We start from the raw sequence: 19,906 nt of genomic DNA on the forward strand, positions 1-19,906 counted from the left end.
ATCATCAATCACGCGGAACAAACATTATCCGCAATCGTCACGCGCGGGCGACCGCGCGTACTTCATCAGCGACCTTTTCGGTCGCGTCGGGAATGGCGGCCGCTCTTGCCCGCTCAGCCATTTCAAGCAGCGTGGCGCGATCCCATCCCTTCAGCGTCTCGCTCACCGCCTCAACGGTAAACTGCGGCTGCTCGAGAATCTTCGCCGCGCCCGCTTTCTCAAGCGGCAGCGCATTCCAGTATTGCTGCCGGTCTTTATGCTGGAATGGCACAAACAGCGCCGGCAGCCCGGCGGCGGCGATTTCGCTCACCGTCAGCGCGCCGGAGCGGCATACCACCACATCCGCCCACGCGTAGGCTGCCGCCATGTCATCGATAAATTCGGTCACTTTATGCTGCGGCTGGCCCGCAGCGGCATACGCCTGCTGGACATCTTCCTGCGCGCCTTTACCGCTCTGATGCCAGATAGTCACGGCATCGTCCAGGCGCGCCGCCACCTGCGGCATCGTCTGGTTCAGGATGCGCGCGCCCTGCGAACCACCGACCACCAGCACGCGCACCGGGCCTTCACGGCCCGCGAGACGCGCCTGCGGCAGCGGCAGCGCCAGTACGTCGGTACGCACCGGGTTGCCTACGACCTCCGCGTTCGGGAACGCGCCGGGGAATGCCTGCATCACGCGGCTCGCGATTTTCGCAAGCCATTTGTTGGTCAGTCCCGCGATGCCGTTCTGCTCATGCAGGACGACAGGAATACCGAGCGACCACGCCGCCAGCCCGCCAGGGCCAGATACATAGCCGCCCATACCCAGTACGACATCGGGCTTAAAACGCTTCATGATCGCCCGCGCCTGCCGCCAGGCGTTAAAAATACGCACCGGCGCCAGCGCCAGTGCTTTCAGGCCCTTACCACGCAGGCCGGAGATCCGAATAAAATCGATCTCAATGCCGTGTTTCGGCACCAGGTCTGCTTCCATGCGATCGGCGGTCCCCAGCCAGCGAACCTGCCATCCCTGCGCCATCAGATGGTGCGCTACGGCGAGCCCTGGAAAGACGTGTCCGCCCGTTCCGCCCGCCATCACCATCAGCCGCTTTGGTTGACCACTCATCGTGAACCTCGTGTAAACGCCTGGGCTTTCTCCAGACGCGTTTCATAATCTATGCGCAACAACAACATAATCGCCGTCGACATAATCAGCAGGCTCGAACCGCCGTAACTGATAAGCGGCAGCGTCAGGCCTTTGGTCGGCAGCATACCCGCCGCCGCGCCGACGTTAACCAGCGCCTGGAAACTAAACCAGATACCGATAGAACAGGCCAAAAAGCCCGCGAAACGCTGATCGGTTTCCAGCGCGCGACGCCCTATCGACATGGCGCGAAAAGCCACGAAGAATACCATCAAAAGCGCCAGTACCACACCGATATATCCCAGTTCTTCCCCAATAATGGAGAAGATGAAGTCGGTATGCGCTTCGGGTAAATACTCCAGTTTCTGCACCGAATTCCCAAGCCCCTGCCCCCACAACTCGCCGCGGCCAAACGCCATCAGCGACTGGGTCAACTGGTAGCCGCTGCCGAACGGATCTTCCCACGGGTTCCAGAACGAAGTAACGCGGCGAATACGGTAAGGCTCGGCGAGGATCAGCAGCACGACCGCCGAAATGCCCATGCCGATAATCGCGATGAACTGCCAGAGCTTGGCGCCGGCGAGAAAGAGCATCGCAAGCGTCGTCACGAACAGCACCACCACCGTACCGAGGTCAGGCTGCGCCAGCAGCAGCACCGCCATCACCAGAATAACGCCCATCGGTTTTAAGAAGCCGCGCAGGTTGTTGCGCACTTCATCGACCTTACGCACCAGGTAGTTCGACAGATAACAAAAGAGCGACAGTTTGGAGAACTCCGCCGGCTGAATACGCAGCGGGCCGAGCGCAATCCAGCGCGACGCGCCGTTAACCGAACTGCCCACTACAAGCACGATCAGCAGCATCACAATCGAGGCGATAAGCATCGCCGCACTGTGGCGCTGCCAGAACTCCATCGGCAGGCGCAGCGTCACCATCGCCAGGCCAAACGCCAGCAGCAGATACAGGCCGTCACGCTTGGCGAACAGGAAAGGATCGTTCGCCAGACGCTGGCCAACCGGCATTGACGCCGACGTCACCATGATAAAACCAATCGCCGCAAGCCCGAGCGTCAGCCAGAGCAGCGTACGGTCGTACATGACGAGGCTGGTGGTGTCCTTCTCGCGCGAACCCATCACCCAGCCGCGAAGCGCCCGGAAAATCCAGGCAAGAATGCCCATTCCAGGGAACCGCGGCAGGCGAAGGCGAGGAAGCGATAAGCGCATCAGCCAAGCTCCTTCGCAAGACGCGTAAAGACGTCGCCGCGCTGTTCGAAGTTTTTAAACTGATCGAGGCTCGCGCAGGCAGGCGAGAGCAAGACCATATCACCGGGCTTCACGCGTCCGGCGATGACTTTCATCGCCTCTTCCATCGTTTCCATGCGCTCGGAAACGTCAGGGCGCAGCGCCGCCAGCGCGTCGCCATCGCGGCCAAAGCAATACAGACGCACGCGATCGCCCGTCAGGTAATGCGCGAGCGGAGAGAAATCAGCGGATTTGCCGTCGCCGCCCAGCAGCAAATGCAGCGTGCCGTCGAGATGCAGGCCATTGAGCGCCGCCTCAGTGCTGCCGACGTTGGTGGCTTTGGAATCGTTAATCCAGCGTACGCCGTTATGCTCATAAGCGAGCTGGAAACGGTGCGCCAGACCGCCAAACGTCGTGAGCGCTTTCAGGCTGCTGGCGCGCGGCAAGCCCGCGACATCCGCCAGCGCCAGCGCCGCCAGGGCGTTGGTGTAGTTATGCTGGCCTACGAGCTTCATCTCTTTCACGTTGAGGACTTTCTCGCCCCGCACGCGCAGCCAGATTTCGCCCTGTTGACGGTTAAGGTGATAATCCCCGACATCAATACCGAAGCTCACGCAGCGCTCGTCGGCGCCGCGAACCGGCATAGTCAGCGCGTCGTCGGCGTTCACCACGCACACCGTCGCGTTTTCATAAATCCGTAACTTCGCCGCACGATACTGCTGCAACCCGAGCGGATAACGATCCATATGATCTTCGGTGACGTTAAGAATGGTCGCAGCGGCGGCCTTCAGGCTAAAGGTGGTTTCGAGCTGGAAGCTTGAAAGCTCAAGCACATACAGCTCGCGCCCCTCTTCCAGCAGCATCAGCGCGGGCAGGCCGATATTGCCGCCGACGCCGACATTAACACCCGCCGCTTTCGCCATTTCACCGACCAGCGTCGTCACGGTGCTTTTACCGTTCGATCCGGTAATGGCGACGATCGGTGCCTGCGCTTCGCGGCAAAACAGTTCGATATCGCCGACAATCTCAACGCCCGCTTCCGCCGCCGCACTCAGCGCCGGATGCGCGAGCGCAATGCCTGGGCTTGCGACAATCAGATCGGCGTTCATTAGCCAGTTTTCGTTGAGCGAGCCGAGATGGCGCTCCACCTCTTCCGGCAGCTTATCCAGCCCCGGCGGGGAGATTCGGGTATCCATCACACGCGGCGTCACGCCGCGCGCCAGGAAAAAGTCCACGCAGGAAAGGCCGGTTAACCCAAGCCCGATGATGACGACTTTTTTACCCTGATAATCTGCCATGTTTAACGTACCTTAAGCGTAGCCAGGCCAATCAGCACCAGCATCAGCGAAATCACCCAGAAGCGCACGATCACGCGCGGCTCCGGCCAGCCTTTCAGTTCATAGTGGTGATGGATAGGCGCCATGCGGAAAATGCGCTGTCCGCGCAGCTTAAAGGAGCCGACCTGCAGGATGACCGACAGGGTTTCCACAACAAAGACGCCGCCCATAATGACCAGCAGGAATTCCTGACGCAGCAGTACGGCGATAATGCCGAGCGCACCGCCTAAAGCCAGCGAGCCGACATCACCCATAAAGACCTGCGCCGGATAGGTGTTGAACCACAGGAAGCCCAGGCCCGCGCCGACAATCGCGGTGCAGACAATCACCAGTTCACCCGCGTGACGCAGATACGGGATATGCAGATAGCTTGCGAAATTCATGTTACCTGTCGCCCACGCCACCAGCGCGAAACCGCCTGCCACCAGTACGGTAGGCATAATGGCGAGGCCGTCCAGACCGTCCGTCAGGTTTACCGCGTTGCCGGTGCCGACAATCACGAAATAAGCGAGCAGCACATAGAAAATGCCGAGCTGCGGCATCACATCTTTGAAGAACGGCACTACCAGTTCGGTCGCCGGTGTGCCTTTGCCGGTGATGTAAAGCGCAAACGCCACGGTCAGGGCAATCAACGACATCCAGAAATATTTCCAGCGGGCGATCAGACCTTTGGTGTCTTTACGCACCACCTTGCGGTAATCATCAACGAAGCCCACCGCGCCGTAACCGACCAGCACAAACAGCACGCACCAGACATACGGGTTGGAAGGGTAAGCCCACAGCAGCACCGACACCACAATAGAGGTGAGGATCATAATGCCGCCCATGGTCGGCGTACCGCGTTTGCTGAAATGCGATTCCGGGCCGTCGTTACGCACAACCTGCCCGAAGGAAAGCTTCTGTAAATGCGCGATCAGGCGCGGCCCCATCCATAAGGAGATAAACAGCGCGGTCAGCAGGCTGACGATGGCGCGAAACGTCAGATATGAAAAGACGTTAAAGCCGGAATAATATTTGACCAGATGCTCGGCCAGCCACACTAACATGTCCTGTTCTCCTGTAATGCGCGCACCACCTCTTCCATGGCAGCACTACGTGAACCTTTCACTAAAAGGGTAATGATGGAATGCTCGTTGATAAGCGTCTTCAGGCGTGCAATCACGGCCTGCTTATCGCGGAAATGTTCGCCCACGCCGCTGGCGCGGCTGATGCCTTCGCTGAGCGTACCGACGCTCAGGACTTTATCGATGCCCGCGGCTTTCGCCGCTTCGCCCACCTGCTGATGGCAGGCTTCGGCTTCATCGCCAAGCTCCGCCATGTCGCCCACCACCATTACGCGATAGCCGGGCATTTCAGAGAGCACCTGCGCGGCGGCGGTCATAGAGCCAACGTTGGCGTTGTAGCTGTCATCCAGCAGTAACTGATTTTCAGCGAGATGCACCGGGAACAGACGCCCTGGCACTGCTTTAAGCTTCGCAAGCCCGGCTTTAATCGCCTGAAGCGGCGCGCCGACGGCCATCGCCAGTGCAGAGGCCGCGAGCGCGTTAGCGATGTTGTGACGCCCTGGTAGCGGCAGCAGAACGTCCACGTTGCCCGTTGGCGTACGCAGCGTAAATTCGGTGCCATGGCTGGTGATATGAATATTGGTGGCGCTGAAATCGCTGGTGTCGAGGTTCGGCGAGAAGCGCCAGACCTTGCGATCACCAATGACGCTCTGCCAGTTCAGCCAGTCATTATTATCAGCGTTCAGAATCGCGATGCCGTTTGCCGGCAAGCCAGTGAAGATTTCACCTTTGGCTTTTGCCACGCCCGCGAGCGAGCCGAAGCCTTCCAGATGTGCCGCCGCCAGGTTATTGACCAGCGCGGCTTCCGGGCGCGTCAGGCTCACGGTCCAGGCGATTTCGCCCTGATGGTTCGCGCCAAGCTCAATTACCGCGTACTCATGCTCCGGCGTGAGGCGCAGCAGCGTCATCGGTACGCCGATGTCATTATTCAGGTTGCCTGCGGTGTAGAGCGTGTTGCCGCATTCGCCAAGAATGGCGGCGGTCATCTCTTTCACCGAGGTTTTGCCGGAAGATCCCGTCAGCGCGACCACGCGCGCGGGCACCTGTTGTCTGACCCACGCCGCCAGTTCGCCAAACGCCAGACGCGTGTCGGCGACCACCAGTTGCGGCAGGTCGATATCCAGCTTGCGGCTCACCAGCAGCGCGCCCGCGCCGCCCGCCTGCGCCTGGTCGGCAAAATCGTGCGCGTCGAAACGCTCGCCTTTCAGCGCTACAAACAGGCAGCCTGGCGTCAGTTTGCGGGTGTCGGTCGTTACCGCGTCGATGTCAGCATCGGCGCCGTGCAGCTCGCCATTCAGAATGGCGGCAAGCTGGCTCAGAGATACGCGAATCATGCCACTGCTCCCAGCAGACGCGCCGCGGTGACGCGATCGGAATAATCAAGTCGGCGGGTGCCGACAATCTGGTAATCCTCATGGCCTTTGCCCGCCAGCAGCACGACGTCGTTTTCCGCCGCCTGCATAATGGCGTTGGTTACGGCTTCGGCGCGGCCTTCAACGACCCGCGCGCGGCCCGCATCCAGCATACCGGTCAGGATATCGGCGATGATCGCCTTCGGATCTTCGGTGCGCGGGTTGTCATCTGTGACCACCACGACATCGGCGAATTGCTCGGCAATCGCGCCCATCAGCGGGCGTTTGCCTTTATCGCGATCGCCGCCGCAACCGAATACGCACCACAGCTTGCCCGCACAGTGCAGACGCGCGGCCTGCAACGCTTTTTCAAGCGCGTCCGGCGTGTGGGCGTAATCGACCACCACGGTCGGTTTGCCCGGCGCGCTGAACACTTCCATGCGGCCATTGACCGGCTGGAGGCGCGGCGCGCTTTCGAGCAGCGCGGCGAGCGGATAACCGAGCGCCAGCAGCGTGCCGAGCGCCAGCAACAGATTGCTGACGTTAAAGGCACCCATCAGGCGGCTTTCGATTTCGCCATCGCCCCAGGAGGAGCTAAAGCGCAGCGTCGCGCCGCGGTCGTGATACTCCACCGCATCCGCGCGCAGCCAGCGGCCATGACAATCCGGATTAATGTTGTTTTCCATCGACACCGCGACGGCATCCGGCAGTTTCGCCAGCCACCGGCGGCCCACTTCATCATCGGCGTTGATCACCGCCTGCCCGTAATGGTGCGCGGAAAACAGCAGCCATTTCGCCGCTTCGTAATGTTCCATATCGCCGTGATAGTCGAGATGATCGCGGCTTAAATTGGTAAATACCGTGGCGGCGAATTTCAGTGCCGCCACGCGATGCTGTACCAGACCGTGGGAAGAGACTTCCATCGCGGCCACGGTCGCGCCCTGCGCGGCAAGACCTGACAGCACATGCTGAACATCCACCGCAGAGCCGGTGGTGTTTTCCGTCGGGATCACTTTGCCAAGCAGCCCGTTGCCTACTGTGCCCATCACGGCGCTGGTTTCGCCCAGCCGCTGGCACCACTGCGCGATAAGCTGCGTGGTGGTGGTTTTACCGTTGGTGCCCGTCACGCCAATCAGGCGCAGACGCTCGGATGGCTCATCATAAAAACGCCCCGCCAGCGCCGAGAGACGCTCGTTAAGCTGGCTTAAATAGATAACCGGCACGCCGTGGATCTCACGGACTTCGCCGTCCGTCGCCTCGCCTTTCGCTTCAGCGACGATGGCAGCTACACCTTGCGCTATCGCCTGCGGGATATACCGACGCCCGTCCGCCTGATGACCGACCACCGCCACAAAGAGATCCCCCGCCGCCGCCACGCGGCTGTCCAGGGTCATCTCCCGCAGAGCTCGCGCAGGCAGACCAGCTACCCACGGAGCGAGAAGGTCGCGCAAATTACGATCTGCCACCTGTTCCCTCTTCTCGATTAATTACGAATTCACTTTTTTCGCCCGTTGTCAGCGCGTCCGGCTCGATGTTCATGGTGCGCAACACGCCGCCCATAATGGCACCGAAAACCGGCGCGGAAACGGCGCCGCCGTAGTATTTGCCCGCCTGCGGATCGTTAATCACCACCACCAGCGCGAAACGCGGATTGCTGGCAGGTGCAACGCCTGCGGTGTAAGCAATGTATTTGTTGATATAACGCCCGTCCGGCCCGACTTTTTTCGCCGTACCGGTTTTAATCGCAATGCGGTAGCCCTTGATGGCCGCTTTCACACCGCCGCCGCCCGGCAGCGCCACGCTTTCCATCATATGCACAACGGTGCGCACGATAGACTCCGGAAAAATACGCTCGCCCGGCACAGGCGGATCGACCTTGGTAATCGACAGCGGGCGGTAGACGCCATAGCTGCCGATGGTCGCGTAGACTCGCGCTAACTGTAACGGCGTTACCATTAGCCCGTAGCCGAATGAGAAGGTGGCCCTCTCTATGTCAGACCACCGTTGTTTTTGTGGGAATAAGCCACTGCGTTCTCCGACCAGCCCCAGATTGGTCGACTTTCCGAGTCCAAAGCGTGAGTAAGTATCTACTAACGCTGAGGAGGGCATCGCTAACGCCAGTTTGGAAACCCCGACGTTACTCGACTTCTGTAACACACCGGTGAGCGTCAGCTCGCTGTAGCGGGCGACGTCTTTGATTTCGTGACCGTTAATCCGGTATGGAACGGTGTTGAGCACCGTGTTTTCCTGCACCACACCGCGCTGCAGTGCCGTCATCACCACCATCGGTTTCACCGTGGAGCCCGGCTCGAAGACGTCAGTAATGGTGCGGTTACGCATCACGTCTTTCGGCGTACCGGTAATATTGTTCGGGTTATAAGAGGGGCTGTTGGCCATTGCCAGCACTTCACCGGTGTTTACATCCACCAGCACGGCGCTGCCGGATTCCGCCTTGTTGAACGCGACGGCGTTGTTAAGCTCGCGGTAAACCAGCGCCTGGAGGCGTTCATCGATGCTGAGCGCCAGGTTGTGCGCCGCCTGGCTGTCGGTCGAGGAGATGTCCTCAATAACGCGGCCATAGCGGTCTTTACGCACGATACGCTCGCCGGGCTGGCCGGTGAGCCATTTATCGAAGCTTTTTTCGACGCCCTCAATCCCCTGGCTGTCGACGTTGGTAAAGCCGATGAGGTGAGCGGTCACTGCGCCGGAAGGATAGTAACGGCGCGACTCTTCGCGCAGGTGAATGCCAGGGAGCTTAAGCTTTTTGATGTAGTCGCCGATATCGGGGTTGACCTGGCGCGCGAGATAGATGAAGCGGCCTTTCGGGTTGGCATTCACGCGCGCAGCCAGTTGATCGAGCGGAATTTTCAGCGCGTCGGAGAGCGCTTTCCAGCGGTTGTCGAGCGTAATGCCGCCCGCGTCGTGCAGTTCTTTCGGGTCAGCCCAGATAGCTTTTACCGGCACGCTGACTGCGAGCGGTCGGCCGGAGCGGTCGGTTATCATGCCGCGCGCGGTGGAGACTTCCTGCACGCGCAGCGAGCGCATATCGCCCTGACGCACCAGCATGTCCGGGTCGATAATCTGCAACCAGGCGACGCGCGCCAGCAGAAACGCCAGAGCCAGCAAAATGCAGCCGCAAAGCAACGCAAAACGCCAACTGATAAAGTTGGCCTGTTCTTCCTGACGTTTTGGTTTAAGCGTCTTTGCTGCTGCTTTCATTCGCCTGGTCGGTCCTTATTTCTGCACCACAATATTTTCCTGCGAGGGATCGACATGCTGCATTTGCAGCTTTTCCGTTGCGATCCGTTCTACCCGGCTGTGATCGCCGAGCGCGTTTTCTTCAAGGATCAGGTTGCGCCATTCGATATCCAGCGCATCGCGTTCCAGCACCAGTTGCTCGCGCTGCGCGGTCAGCAGGCGAGTATGGTGCGCGGTGGTGACCACGAAAATCGCGGTCACGATAATGGCGATAAACAGACAGAGCGGCAGTTTCCCGTAGCGCAGAAGATCGCCGCCGATCACGGCAGGCAGCGCATGGCGTTCCGTGCTGCTAAGCGATCCGGTTACTTTGCTTAAGGTCTCTGTCACCCTGCTTATCATGCGCCTGTCCTCTCGGCGACACGCAGTACGGAGCTGCGCGCGCGCGGGTTCTCAGCCACTTCCGCCTCGCCCGGCATCAGCTTGCCGAGCGCACGCAGTTCGCGGCCGCCGAGCTTTTGCAGTTGCGCTTCGGTCATCGGCAAACCAGCAGGTACCTGCGGGCCGCGGCTCTGCTCGCGCATAAAGCGTTTCACCAGACGGTCTTCCAGCGAGTGGAAGCTGATAACAGAAAGGCGTCCGCCCGGCGCCAGCACCTCGACCGCGCCTTTCAGCGCCTGCTCAATCTCTTCAAGTTCGCTGTTCACCCAGATGCGTACCGCCTGGAAGGTGCGGGTGGCCGGGTGTTTGAACTTGTCTTTGACCGGCGTCGCGGCGGCCACGACTTCCGCCAGCTCTTTGGTACGGGTCATGGGCAGTTCGCGGTTGCGCTCGACAATGGCGCGCGCGATACGTTTCGCGAAGCGCTCTTCGCCGAAGGTCTTCAGCACCCAGGCGATATCCGCTTCTTCCGCGTTGCGCAGCCATTCGGCGGCAGATTGTCCACGGGTAGGGTCCATGCGCATATCCAGCGGTCCGTCGCGCATAAAGGAGAAGCCGCGCTCAGGGTCGTCAAGCTGCGGCGATGAAACGCCGAGATCGAGAAGAATACCGTCGATTTTGCCCTGTAACTCGCGTTCGCGAACGTAATCGCCAAGCGCCGAGAAAGGGCCATGAATGATGGAGAAGCGCGGATCGTCAATGGCGGCAGCCGCCGCGATCGCCTGCGGATCGCGATCGATCGCCAGTAAACGGCCTTGTTCGCCCAGTTGAGAGAGGATAAGACGCGAGTGTCCGCCGCGGCCAAAGGTGCCGTCAATGTAAATGCCGTCTGGACGTATATTCAGGCCGTTAACGGCCTCGTCCAGGAGCACCGTCGTATGTTTATAATTTTCCATCATATTTTATAAAGACAAATCCTGCAGCCGCTCCGACAACACTTCAGAAGATGACTGCTCAGCGTCGATGTCTTCCCTGACCTGTTGATGCCAGGTCACTTCGTCCCACAGCTCAAATTTATTGAACTGCCCGACCAGCATCACTTGTTTGGTCAATCCGGCGTGTTGCCGTAAAACGGGTGCTAATAAAAGACGGCCCGCGCTGTCCATCTGGCATTCGCTGGCATGGCCCAGCAGCAGGCGCTGCACGCGACGTTCTGCGGGGTTCATGCTCGACAGACGCGACAATTTTTGTTCGATAATGACCCATTCGGGCAGGGTATAAAGCAACAGGCAGGGATGGTGAATATCGATGGTGCAAACCATCTGGCCGGACGAGGCGTCGTTCAGCAAATCGCGATAGCGCGTCGGAACGGATAACCGCCCTTTGCTGTCGAGATTCACCAACGTTGCGCCACGAAACATTAAAGCCTCACTGAGCTCTGCCCTTTTTCACCACTTTATCCCACAAAATCCCACCCACCGGAGTTTACGGAGCGGAGGAAAAGCTTGTCAAGCCAGCACCGGGGCAGCCTTCAACAAAAGATTCGGCGCTGACAAAGAGAAAGCGGCAAATAAAATCCCTGCCATCCTGACGAGGCAAAATTAACGCTATGAATATTTGTAAGAAAAATGACGAATACACACAGGACCGTTAAAAACCACTTAATACGATCGATGAAGAGGACTAAGTGTTGAGTTTGCGACGCGAGCGGCATTTTAAGGGAAAAGCCCTGGAGTTAACAGCGTCAGCTGTGGTTTAGCGCGCTTTTCTCAACCGTTCGGGAAACGGCTGAAATTAAAAACCTTCCGTCTGCGGTTTGATGAATTGTGATGGTTACAAATTTACACATAAGAAATGATTAGTTACCACTAATACGGTACGCCACACCTTCTCTTCATAGTGAGCAGCCGGAGTGTCAGAATGTGTAAAAACGCGCAGGAATTATCCGAATCAAAAGAAAAGGCAGCCGGAGCTGCCTTTTTGTCATTTTTCTCTGCGCATTACCGGCGGCTTAAGCTGCCGCGACGATAAAGATTACGGCGAATACGCGTGAGGCCAGGCCGCGGTTTGCGTGGCTCGTCGAGGCTTGCCAGCACCAGCTCCAGCACGCGTTCCGCGACATCGCGATGGCGCTGCGCCACGGCAAGTACCGGACATTGCAGGAAATCGAGCAGTTCGTTATCGCCAAACGTCGCAATCGCGAGTTCCGACGGCAAGCGCCCTTCACGCTTCAGCGTTACGTCCATCACGCCCTGCAACAAGGCGAAAGAGGTGGTGAACAGCGCCTGCGGCATCGGGTGCGTTTCCAGCCATTTCTCAAACAGTGCTGCGGCGGCTTCACGCTCGTAACTGTTGGCATAAAGGAAGTGCACGTCACGCGGGTCGTCTTTCCACGCGGTGCGAAAGCCCTGCTCGCGCAGAAAACTTACCGAGAGCTCCGGCAGCGCGCCAAGATAAAGTACGGTTTCGGCCGGGAACGTGCGCAGCTCACTTGCCAGCATCTCTGCGTCATCCTGATCGGCACCGACGACGCTGGTGAAGTGTTCGCGATCTAATGCACGGTCAAGTGCGACAATCGGAAACGCGTCGTTCGCCCAGCGCTGGTAAAAGGGATGTTCAGGCGGTAAAGAGGTGGAAACAATAATGGCATCAACCTGGCGTTGCAGCAGATGCTCAATGCAGCGCATTTCGTTATCCGGCTGATCTTCGGAACAGGCGATAAGCAGCTGGTATCCGCGCTGGCGCGCCTGGCGTTCAAGATAGTTGGCGATGCGGGTATAGCTGGTGTTTTCAAGATCGGGGATCACCAGACCAATGGAGCGCGTTCTTCCCGCGCGCAGGCCCGCGGCGACGGCGTTCGGGTGGTAGTTATGCTCACGTACCACCGCCATCACTTTCTCAACGGTTTTATCACTCACACGGTACTGCCGGGCTTTTCCATTAATGACATAGCTCGCCGTGGTGCGCGACACGCCAGCCAGCCGCGCGATTTCATCCAGTTTCACGTTTACCCCTTAACAAGAGTGTTACTCCATAACCTTTCAAGGGTTATAAGTTAAAATCCTTAACATCTAAGCGCAGAATAGTACCCTGAGCAACTGCTTTTGCGCGCGCCTGTCGCGCCCGCTGCAAAAAAAAGCCCGGCAGGCGCCGGGCGGATGCATAACAAGACGGTAATACGGTTAACGCATGATCTTTTCGCCGCGGGAGAGGCCCACCACGCCGGAGCGCGCCACTTCCACAATTTTCGCCACGTCGCGAATGCTCGCGAGAAACGCGTCGAGCTTTTCGCTGGTGCCCGCCAGCTGCACGGTATAAAGCGACGGGGTGACGTCGATAATCTGCCCGCGGAAAATCTCCGCGCTGCGTTTGACCTCTTCACGTCCGTAACCGCTCGCCTGGATTTTCACCAGCATGATCTCACGCTCGACATGCGCGCCCTGCCCCAGCTCGCTGACGCGCAGCACGTCCACCAGCTTATGCAGCTGCTTTTCGATCTGCTCAAGGACTTTTTCATCGCCGACCGTCTGGATGGTCATCCTGGAGAGCGTCGGATCGTCGGTCGGCGCCACGGTCAGGCTTTCAATGTTATAGCCGCGCTGTGCGAAAAGCCCAATCACACGAGACAACGAGCCCGATTCGTTTTCCAGCAATATTGATAATATCCGGCGCATAATCAGGTTCTCTCCGTTTTGCTTAACCACATTTCATCCATTCCACCGCCGCGAACCTGCATCGGATAAACGTGCTCGGTGCCGTCCACGGTGACATCGACAAACACCAGCCGGTTATTGTGCACATGCTCCAGCGCCTCGCTGAGTTTGCTTTCCAGCTCTTCCGGGCGGGTGATGGAAATCCCGATATGCCCGTAAGCCTCCGCCAGTTTGACGAAATCCGGCAGTGATTCCATATAGGACTGCGAGTGGCGGCCAGAGTAAATCATGTCCTGCCACTGCTTCACCATGCCCAGATAGCGGTTGTTGAGGTTAAGCACCAGCACCGGCAACTCATATTGCAGCGCGGTGGAAAGCTCCTGAATGTTCATCTGGATACTGCCGTCGCCGGTGACGCACACCACGGTCTCTTCCGGTAACGCCAGCTTGACACCCAGCGCCGCCGGCAGACCGAAGCCCATCGTCCCAAGCCCGCCGGAGTTTATCCAGCGACGCGGTTTATCAAAGGTGTAATGCAGCGCGGCGAACATCTGATGCTGGCCAACATCAGACGTCACGTAGGCGTCGCCTTTGGTCAGGCGATACAGCGTTTCGATGGCCGCCTGCGGTTTAATGCTGCCGCTTTCGCGGTCGTAATTCAGGCACTGGCGGGCGCGCCACTGTTCAATCTGCTGCCACCAGTCGCGAATGTCATCCAGCGGCTGCTGACTCTCTTCCTGACCCAGCAGCTCCAGCATCTGGCTCAGCACCTGGCGCGCATCGCCAACAATCGGCACATCCGCCGCCACGGTTTTAGAAATCGACGTCGGGTCGATATCAATATGGAGCACAGTGGCGTTCGGGCAGTATTTCGCGAGATTGTTGGTCGTGCGATCGTCAAAGCGCACGCCGACTGCGAAAATAACGTCCGCATTGTGCATCGTCATGTTCGCTTCAAAGGTACCGTGCATCCCGAGCATCCCCAGCGCCTGGCGGTGCGTGCCCGGAAACGCGCCCAGCCCCATTAATGAAGAGACCACCGGCACGTTGAGTTTTTCCGCCACGGCGCGCAGTTCATTTTCACAGGCCGCGGTAATCGCGCCGCCGCCGACATACATGACCGGCTTTTTCGCGGCGATAAGCGTTTGCAGGGCGCGTTTGATCTGCCCTTTATGCCCCTGCGTCGTCGGGTTATAGGAGCGCATGCTGACGGTTTCCGGCCAGACATACGGCAGTTTTTTCGCCGGGTTGAGAATATCTTTTGGCAAATCGACCACTACCGGGCCAGGCCTGCCGCTGGCGGCGAGCCAGAATGCCTTTTTCAGCACCGTCGGAATATCTTCGGTTTGCTTCACCAGGAAACTGTGTTTGACCACCGGGCGGGAGATCCCCACCATGTCGCACTCCTGGAAAGCGTCGTAGCCAATCAGCGAGGTCGCCACCTGGCCTGACAGCACCACCAGCGGAATGGAGTCCATGTAAGCCGTCGCGATACCGGTAATCGCGTTGGTGGCGCCAGGGCCGGAAGTCACCAGCACCACGCCCACCTCACCGGTCGCGCGCGCCAGACCATCCGCCATATGCACCGCGGCTTGCTCATGGCGCACCAGCACATGATCAATCCCGCCAACGGTATGTAGCGCGTCATAAATATCAAGCACCGCGCCACCGGGGTAACCGAATACTTGCTTCACGCCCTGATCGATAAGCGATCGGACGACCATCTCGGCTCCAGACAACATCTCCATGGTTTGCCTCCAGGCTTTTGTTTACGGACTGACGGCAGAAGTCATTTTCCGCACGGTCACTGGTACAGGTGTGATGTCCTGTCGTTAATTATCGTTATGGATTCCTCCCTAACATAACCGCTGAAAATGAGGCAGGCAATTAGCAATCAGGCATCGCCGGACATGCGAAATAGCGGTACGCCCCTGAAGAAAAGCGTTTAAACGGAGAGATATGCTGAATATAAGCGGCGCTTATGACCGTTAATTTCGCGACGCCCATTTCTGACAGTGATAAATCAAAAAACAGAGAGAGAACGCGGTGTGCCGGAAGACGGATGTTGCTGACAGAATAAAATAGCAGAAAAAGGGCTATACACAGAAAAAACGGGCGGTTAATACCGCCCGTCTGTTTGATTACCGGTTAACGCCGACAGACGTTCGATAACAGCTCCTCCATCCATTGATGTCCCTTATCGCGCCCGGCCGCTTCATGCCAGGAGAGATAACAGGTGCGGCTGTTTAATTTAAACGGCAGCGGCATGATTTGCAGTTGCAGCGCGTGTTCATAATCCTGCGCCAGCCAGCGCGGCGCGATGGTAATGAGATTTGTGCGCGATACCACATTTAAAACGCTCGTCAGCGCCATACCCTGATAAGCGATAGCGGACTGTTTTTCCGCCGTGTCGTACCACGGCAAACTAAAAGAACTAAAACGATCTAACGCCACCACGGCATGTTGTTCTTTAAAGACTTCACTTTCGCGTAACAAATTATCTTTACGCGGATGGCTTTTACTGCTCACCAGCACCATTTCATCTTTAAATAGCGGAACGCAGGTAAACTCCGGGCGACGGAATTCATCGTAACCAATGACGAACTCTGTCTCCTGGTAGCGTAACTGATGTTCGATATTCTGATTCAGTGAAGATTTAAATACCAAATGAATATTAGGCGCGATATTCATTACGCTGTTGTAAATAATAGAGGTCAGCAGATTATCCAGCGGGCTACACACGCAGAGATTAAACAGCCTTTCGCTGCTGAGCGGCTCGAAGCCAGAGCCGGGCAGCTCATTTTGCACCAGCTGAAGCGCCTGACGAATCGAACCGAATAGCTGGCACGCCCGGACCGTGGGCTGAATGCCGCGCCCGTAGCGCACAAATAGCTCATCATTAAACATCACTTTAAGGCGTGCTACGGCGTTACTGACGGCGGGCTGAGACATTCCCAGCATATGCGCGGCGCGGGTGATGTTTTGCTCCTGCATAACCGCATCAAAAACCGTCAATAAATTCAGGTCGACCGTGCGTAATTGAGGTTTCAGCCCTTCGGGCGCGGGTAAGTGTTCAATATGATCACCAGACATAATCTACTCCACTGATACATTATTCCCTTTGCATGCATTACCCAGAACATTCCGTTTATCATGTAGCAATTTCAGGCAAAAGAGGAGGTTCAAAAAATCATAAAAAGCTGCTGTTTTGAATTAAAAGTTCATTAATAGACAATAAAATGAAATCTCCTGATATTTTAGGACTTTGTTTATCATGTTACTTTTCTTACAGCCCGATCAAATCATAAAAAACACGAATAAACAATAATTCACTTTATGAATTATCAATTCAGTTTTCGTAAATACTTCACTTTTTTCATAAATACGCCAACAGCCTTCCGGAAAGTCTGAATTAAATGCCATCACGCCCCATTTAGTCGCATCAATTAATTGATACGGCGAATAATTTAGCGCAATAAACCCCATAAAAAGAAGCCAAAAATGCGCATCCTTCCGGTGGTAAAACTTATACTTCGCTTAACGTATACGGATATTTTATATAAAAGTGATTAATCAGCATAATCCACTAAATCAGCATTTGGTGCGACTCCGTTACGTTAACTGTAGAATTACAGACAAGGGTTGACACGGTCTGTCGGATCAAGTACCACTAAAAGCCTGTTAACGCATTTATTCGGGACATGATTCATGATTCGCATCGTTCGTTTCGCTGGTCTACTACTACTAAACGCATCCTCAGTGCGCGGTAGACTGGTGCGCGACGTTCAGCGGTAACGCTTGAGTCAGGTCATCAGAAATACGAAAACCCGCGCCGCTGCGCGGGTTTTTTTATGCTCACGCAAGGCGCCCCATGACAAATAAGGACACCAACCATGAGCCAGCAAGTCATTATTTTTGATACCACATTGCGTGACGGTGAGCAGGCGCTCCAGGCGAGCCTGAGCGTAAAGGAAAAACTGCAAATCGCGCTGGCGCTTGAGCGCATGGGTGTCGATGTTATGGAAGTCGGTTTTCCGGTCTCTTCACCGGGCGATTTCGAATCGGTACAGACCATTGCCCGTCAGGTGAAAAACAGCCGCGTCTGCGCCCTGGCGCGCTGCGTGGAAAAAGATATCGACGTGGCCGCCGAATCCCTGAAAGTTGCCGAGGCGTTTCGTATTCACACCTTCATCGCCACCTCGCCGATGCACATCGCGACCAAACTGCGCAGTACGCTGGATGAAGTGATTGAGCGCGCCGTCTATATGGTCAAACGCGCCCGCAACTATACCGATGACGTTGAATTTTCCTGTGAAGACGCGGGGCGCACCCCGATTGCAGACCTGGCGCGCGTGGTGGAAGCCGCCATTAACGCCGGCGCCACCACTATTAATATCCCGGACACCGTAGGCTACACCCTGCCCTTCGAATTCAGCAATATTATCAGCGGCCTGTACGAGCGCGTACCGAACATCGACAAAGCGGTTATCTCCGTCCACACCCATGACGATCTGGGCATGGCCGTCGGCAACGCCCTGGCCGCCGTACAGGCGGGCGCGCGACAGGTGGAGGGCACGTTAAACGGCATCGGCGAACGCGCGGGCAACTGCGCGCTGGAAGAAGTCATTATGGCCATCAAGCTGCGCCAGAACCTGATGAACGTCCACACCCGCATTAACCACCATGAGATCTGGCGCACCAGCCAGACGGTGAGCCAGATCTGCAACATGCCGATCCCGGCGAACAAAGCGGTGGTCGGCTCCGGCGCTTTTGCGCACTCTTCCGGCATCCACCAGGACGGCGTCCTGAAGAACCGCGAAAACTACGAAATCATGACGCCGGAATCCATCGGCCTGAATCAGGTGCAGCTGAACCTGACGTCCCGCTCCGGCCGCGCCGCCGTGAAGCACCGCATGGAAGAGATGGGCTACCACGAAAACGACTACAACCTGGATGACCTGTACGACGCCTTCCTGAAGCTGGCGGACAAAAAAGGCCAGGTGTTTGATTACGATCTGGAAGCGCTGGCCTTTATCAATAAACAGCAGGAAGAGCCGGAGCACTTCCGTCTGGAATACTTCAGCGTGCAGTCCGGCTCCAGCGCTATGGCGACCGCCTCTGTGAAGCTCGCCTGCGGCGAGGAAATCAAAGCCGAAGCCGCCAACGGCAACGGCCCGGTCGACGCGGTCTATCAGGCCATCAACCGCATCACCGACTACGACATTGAGCTGGTGAAATACCAGTTAGGCGCGAAAGGCCACGGCAAAAACGCGCTGGGCCAGGTGGATATCGTGGTCAGCTATAACGGCCGCCACTTCCACGGCGTGGGGCTGACGACCGATATCGTCGAATCCTCCGCCCGCGCGATGATCAACGTGCTGAACAACATCTGGCGCGCCGGTGAAGTCGAGAAAGAGTTGCAACGCAAAGCACAGAATAAAGAACACAATCAGGAAACCGTGTGATGTCTAAAAATTATCATATTGCAGTTTTGCCGGGCGACGGTATTGGCCCGGAAGTGATGGCGCAAGCCCTGAAAGTACTGGATGCCGTTCGTGGTCGTTTTGATATGCGTATTACTACCAGCCATTACGACGTTGGCGGCATCGCCATCGATCGTCACGGCAACCCGCTGCCGCAGGCCACCGTAGAAGGCTGCGAGCAGGCCGATGCCATCCTGTTCGGCTCGGTCGGCGGCCCGAAGTGGGAAAATCTGCCGCCGGCGCAGCAGCCGGAGCGCGGCGCGCTGCTGCCGCTGCGTAAACACTTCAAACTGTTCAGCAACCTGCGCCCGGCGAAGCTCTACCCGGGTCTGGAAGAATTTTGCCCGCTGCGCGCCGATATCGCCGCTAACGGCTTTGACATCCTCTGCGTGCGTGAGCTGACCGGCGGTATTTACTTCGGCCAGCCGAAAGGCCGCGAAGGCAGCGGCATGCATGAAAAAGCGTTCGACACCGAGGTCTACCATCGTTTTGAAATCGAACGCATCGCCCGCATCGCGTTTGAGTCGGCGCGTAAACGCCGTAATAAAGTCACTTCGATTGATAAAGCGAATGTGCTGCAAACGTCGCTCCTGTGGCGCGAAATCGTCAATGAAATCGGCAAAGAGTACCCGGATGTCGACCTGGCGCACATGTATATCGACAACGCCACCATGCAGCTGATTAAAGATCCGTCGCAGTTCGATGTGCTGCTCTGCTCTAACCTGTTTGGCGATATTCTCTCTGACGAATGCGCCATGATCACCGGCTCTATGGGGATGCTGCCTTCCGCGAGCCTCAACGAGCAGGGCTTCGGCCTGTACGAGCCGGCAGGCGGCTCCGCGCCGGATATCGCCGGGAAAAACATCGCCAACCCGATAGCTCAGATCCTCTCGCTGTCGCTGCTGCTGCGCTACAGCCTGGAAGCCGACGACGCGGCGACGGCGATTGAAAACGCGATTAACCGCGCGCTTGCAGAAGGCGTGCGTACCGGCGACCTGGCCCGCGGCGGCCAGGCTGTCAGCACCGATGAAATGGGCGATATCATCGCCCGCTATGTGACCGAAGGGGTGTAAC

17 protein-coding genes are annotated in these 19,906 nt (G+C 57.5%); 3 read left to right on the top strand and 14 right to left on the bottom strand.

The genetic code is table 11. The features are described from left to right. Positions 1–37 precede the first annotated feature (37 nt). The 14 genes from murG to leuO all read right to left on the bottom strand — a co-directional run bounded on the left by murG (position 38) and on the right by leuO (position 16,442). Entirely contained in the window at positions 38–1,105 is a 1,068-nt protein-coding gene (gene murG / locus AFK66_RS15930; protein ID WP_032983341.1) for an undecaprenyldiphospho-muramoylpentapeptide beta-N-acetylglucosaminyltransferase, read from the bottom strand. After that, positions 1,102–2,346 carry a cell division protein FtsW gene (gene ftsW, locus AFK66_RS15935; RefSeq protein WP_007774494.1) on the bottom strand — a complete coding sequence of 415 codons (1,245 nt, stop codon included), beginning with the start codon at positions 2,344–2,346 and terminating at the stop codon, positions 1,102–1,104. The genes murG and ftsW overlap by 4 nt, the downstream gene beginning before the upstream one ends. Then, positions 2,346–3,662 carry a UDP-N-acetylmuramoyl-L-alanine--D-glutamate ligase gene (gene murD, locus AFK66_RS15940; RefSeq protein WP_023899434.1) on the bottom strand — a complete coding sequence of 439 codons (1,317 nt, stop codon included), beginning with the start codon at positions 3,660–3,662 and terminating at the stop codon, positions 2,346–2,348. The genes ftsW and murD overlap by 1 nt, the downstream gene beginning before the upstream one ends. A 2-nt stretch (positions 3,663–3,664) precedes the next feature. Further along, positions 3,665–4,747, bottom strand: a complete 1,083-nt coding sequence (gene mraY / locus AFK66_RS15945) for a phospho-N-acetylmuramoyl-pentapeptide-transferase (RefSeq protein WP_004386403.1) — start codon at positions 4,745–4,747, stop codon at positions 3,665–3,667. Next, positions 4,741–6,099, bottom strand: coding sequence for a UDP-N-acetylmuramoyl-tripeptide--D-alanyl-D-alanine ligase (gene murF / locus AFK66_RS15950; RefSeq protein WP_023899436.1), 1,359 nt, complete (start codon positions 6,097–6,099; stop codon positions 4,741–4,743). The genes mraY and murF overlap by 7 nt, the downstream gene beginning before the upstream one ends. After that, positions 6,096–7,583: a UDP-N-acetylmuramoyl-L-alanyl-D-glutamate--2,6-diaminopimelate ligase gene (murE, locus tag AFK66_RS15955; protein WP_032967843.1), complete on the bottom strand. Its 1,488-nt coding sequence runs from the start codon at positions 7,581–7,583 to the stop codon at positions 6,096–6,098. The genes murF and murE overlap by 4 nt, the downstream gene beginning before the upstream one ends. After that, complete coding sequence (locus AFK66_RS15960; RefSeq protein ID WP_007783870.1) at positions 7,570–9,336, bottom strand: peptidoglycan glycosyltransferase FtsI; 1,767 nt, start codon at positions 9,334–9,336, stop codon at positions 7,570–7,572. Before AFK66_RS15960 ends, murE begins: the two co-directional genes overlap by 14 nt. Positions 9,337–9,351: 15 nt before the next feature. Then, entirely contained in the window at positions 9,352–9,717 is a 366-nt protein-coding gene (gene ftsL, locus AFK66_RS15965; RefSeq protein WP_032974415.1) for a cell division protein FtsL, read from the bottom strand. Next, entirely contained in the window at positions 9,714–10,655 is a 942-nt protein-coding gene (gene rsmH / locus AFK66_RS15970) for a 16S rRNA (cytosine(1402)-N(4))-methyltransferase RsmH (protein WP_007847244.1), read from the bottom strand. The genes ftsL and rsmH overlap by 4 nt, the downstream gene beginning before the upstream one ends. A 3-nt stretch (positions 10,656–10,658) precedes the next feature. Next, positions 10,659–11,117: a division/cell wall cluster transcriptional repressor MraZ gene (gene mraZ / locus AFK66_RS15975; RefSeq protein WP_007783849.1), complete on the bottom strand. Its 459-nt coding sequence runs from the start codon at positions 11,115–11,117 to the stop codon at positions 10,659–10,661. A 579-nt stretch (positions 11,118–11,696) separates the two neighbouring features. After that, positions 11,697–12,701, bottom strand: coding sequence for a catabolite repressor/activator (gene cra / locus AFK66_RS15980; RefSeq protein WP_007783847.1), 1,005 nt, complete (start codon positions 12,699–12,701; stop codon positions 11,697–11,699). 177 nt (positions 12,702–12,878) lie between these two features. Next, positions 12,879–13,370 carry an acetolactate synthase small subunit gene (gene ilvN, locus AFK66_RS15985; protein ID WP_032967840.1) on the bottom strand — a complete coding sequence of 164 codons (492 nt, stop codon included), beginning with the start codon at positions 13,368–13,370 and terminating at the stop codon, positions 12,879–12,881. Between the two features lie 2 nt (positions 13,371–13,372). Beyond that, on the bottom strand, positions 13,373–15,097 hold the full coding sequence (ilvI, locus tag AFK66_RS15990) for an acetolactate synthase 3 large subunit (RefSeq protein ID WP_007783812.1): 1,725 nt from the start codon (positions 15,095–15,097) through the stop codon (positions 13,373–13,375). Positions 15,098–15,497: 400 nt separating this feature from the next. Next, on the bottom strand, positions 15,498–16,442 hold the full coding sequence (gene leuO, locus AFK66_RS15995; RefSeq protein WP_007783808.1) for a transcriptional regulator LeuO: 945 nt from the start codon (positions 16,440–16,442) through the stop codon (positions 15,498–15,500). A gap of 615 nt (positions 16,443–17,057) precedes the next feature. Here leuO and leuL point away from each other — a divergent pair. The 3 genes from leuL to leuB all read left to right on the top strand — a co-directional run bounded on the left by leuL (position 17,058) and on the right by leuB (position 19,905). Beyond that, on the top strand, positions 17,058–17,144 hold the full coding sequence (leuL, locus tag AFK66_RS23260; protein WP_100207198.1) for a leu operon leader peptide: 87 nt from the start codon (positions 17,058–17,060) through the stop codon (positions 17,142–17,144). Between the two features lie 98 nt (positions 17,145–17,242). Further along, positions 17,243–18,814 (top strand): 2-isopropylmalate synthase, encoded by a 1,572-nt coding sequence (leuA, locus tag AFK66_RS16005; protein ID WP_007783802.1) that lies wholly within the window; start codon positions 17,243–17,245, stop codon positions 18,812–18,814. Further along, positions 18,814–19,905 carry a 3-isopropylmalate dehydrogenase gene (gene leuB, locus AFK66_RS16010; protein WP_007783799.1) on the top strand — a complete coding sequence of 364 codons (1,092 nt, stop codon included), beginning with the start codon at positions 18,814–18,816 and terminating at the stop codon, positions 19,903–19,905. Before leuA ends, leuB begins: the two co-directional genes overlap by 1 nt. Position 19,906 lies beyond the last annotated feature (1 nt).

It is taken from the genome of Cronobacter malonaticus LMG 23826 (genome assembly GCF_001277215.2).
GTDB classification, from domain to species: domain Bacteria; phylum Pseudomonadota; class Gammaproteobacteria; order Enterobacterales; family Enterobacteriaceae; genus Cronobacter; species Cronobacter malonaticus.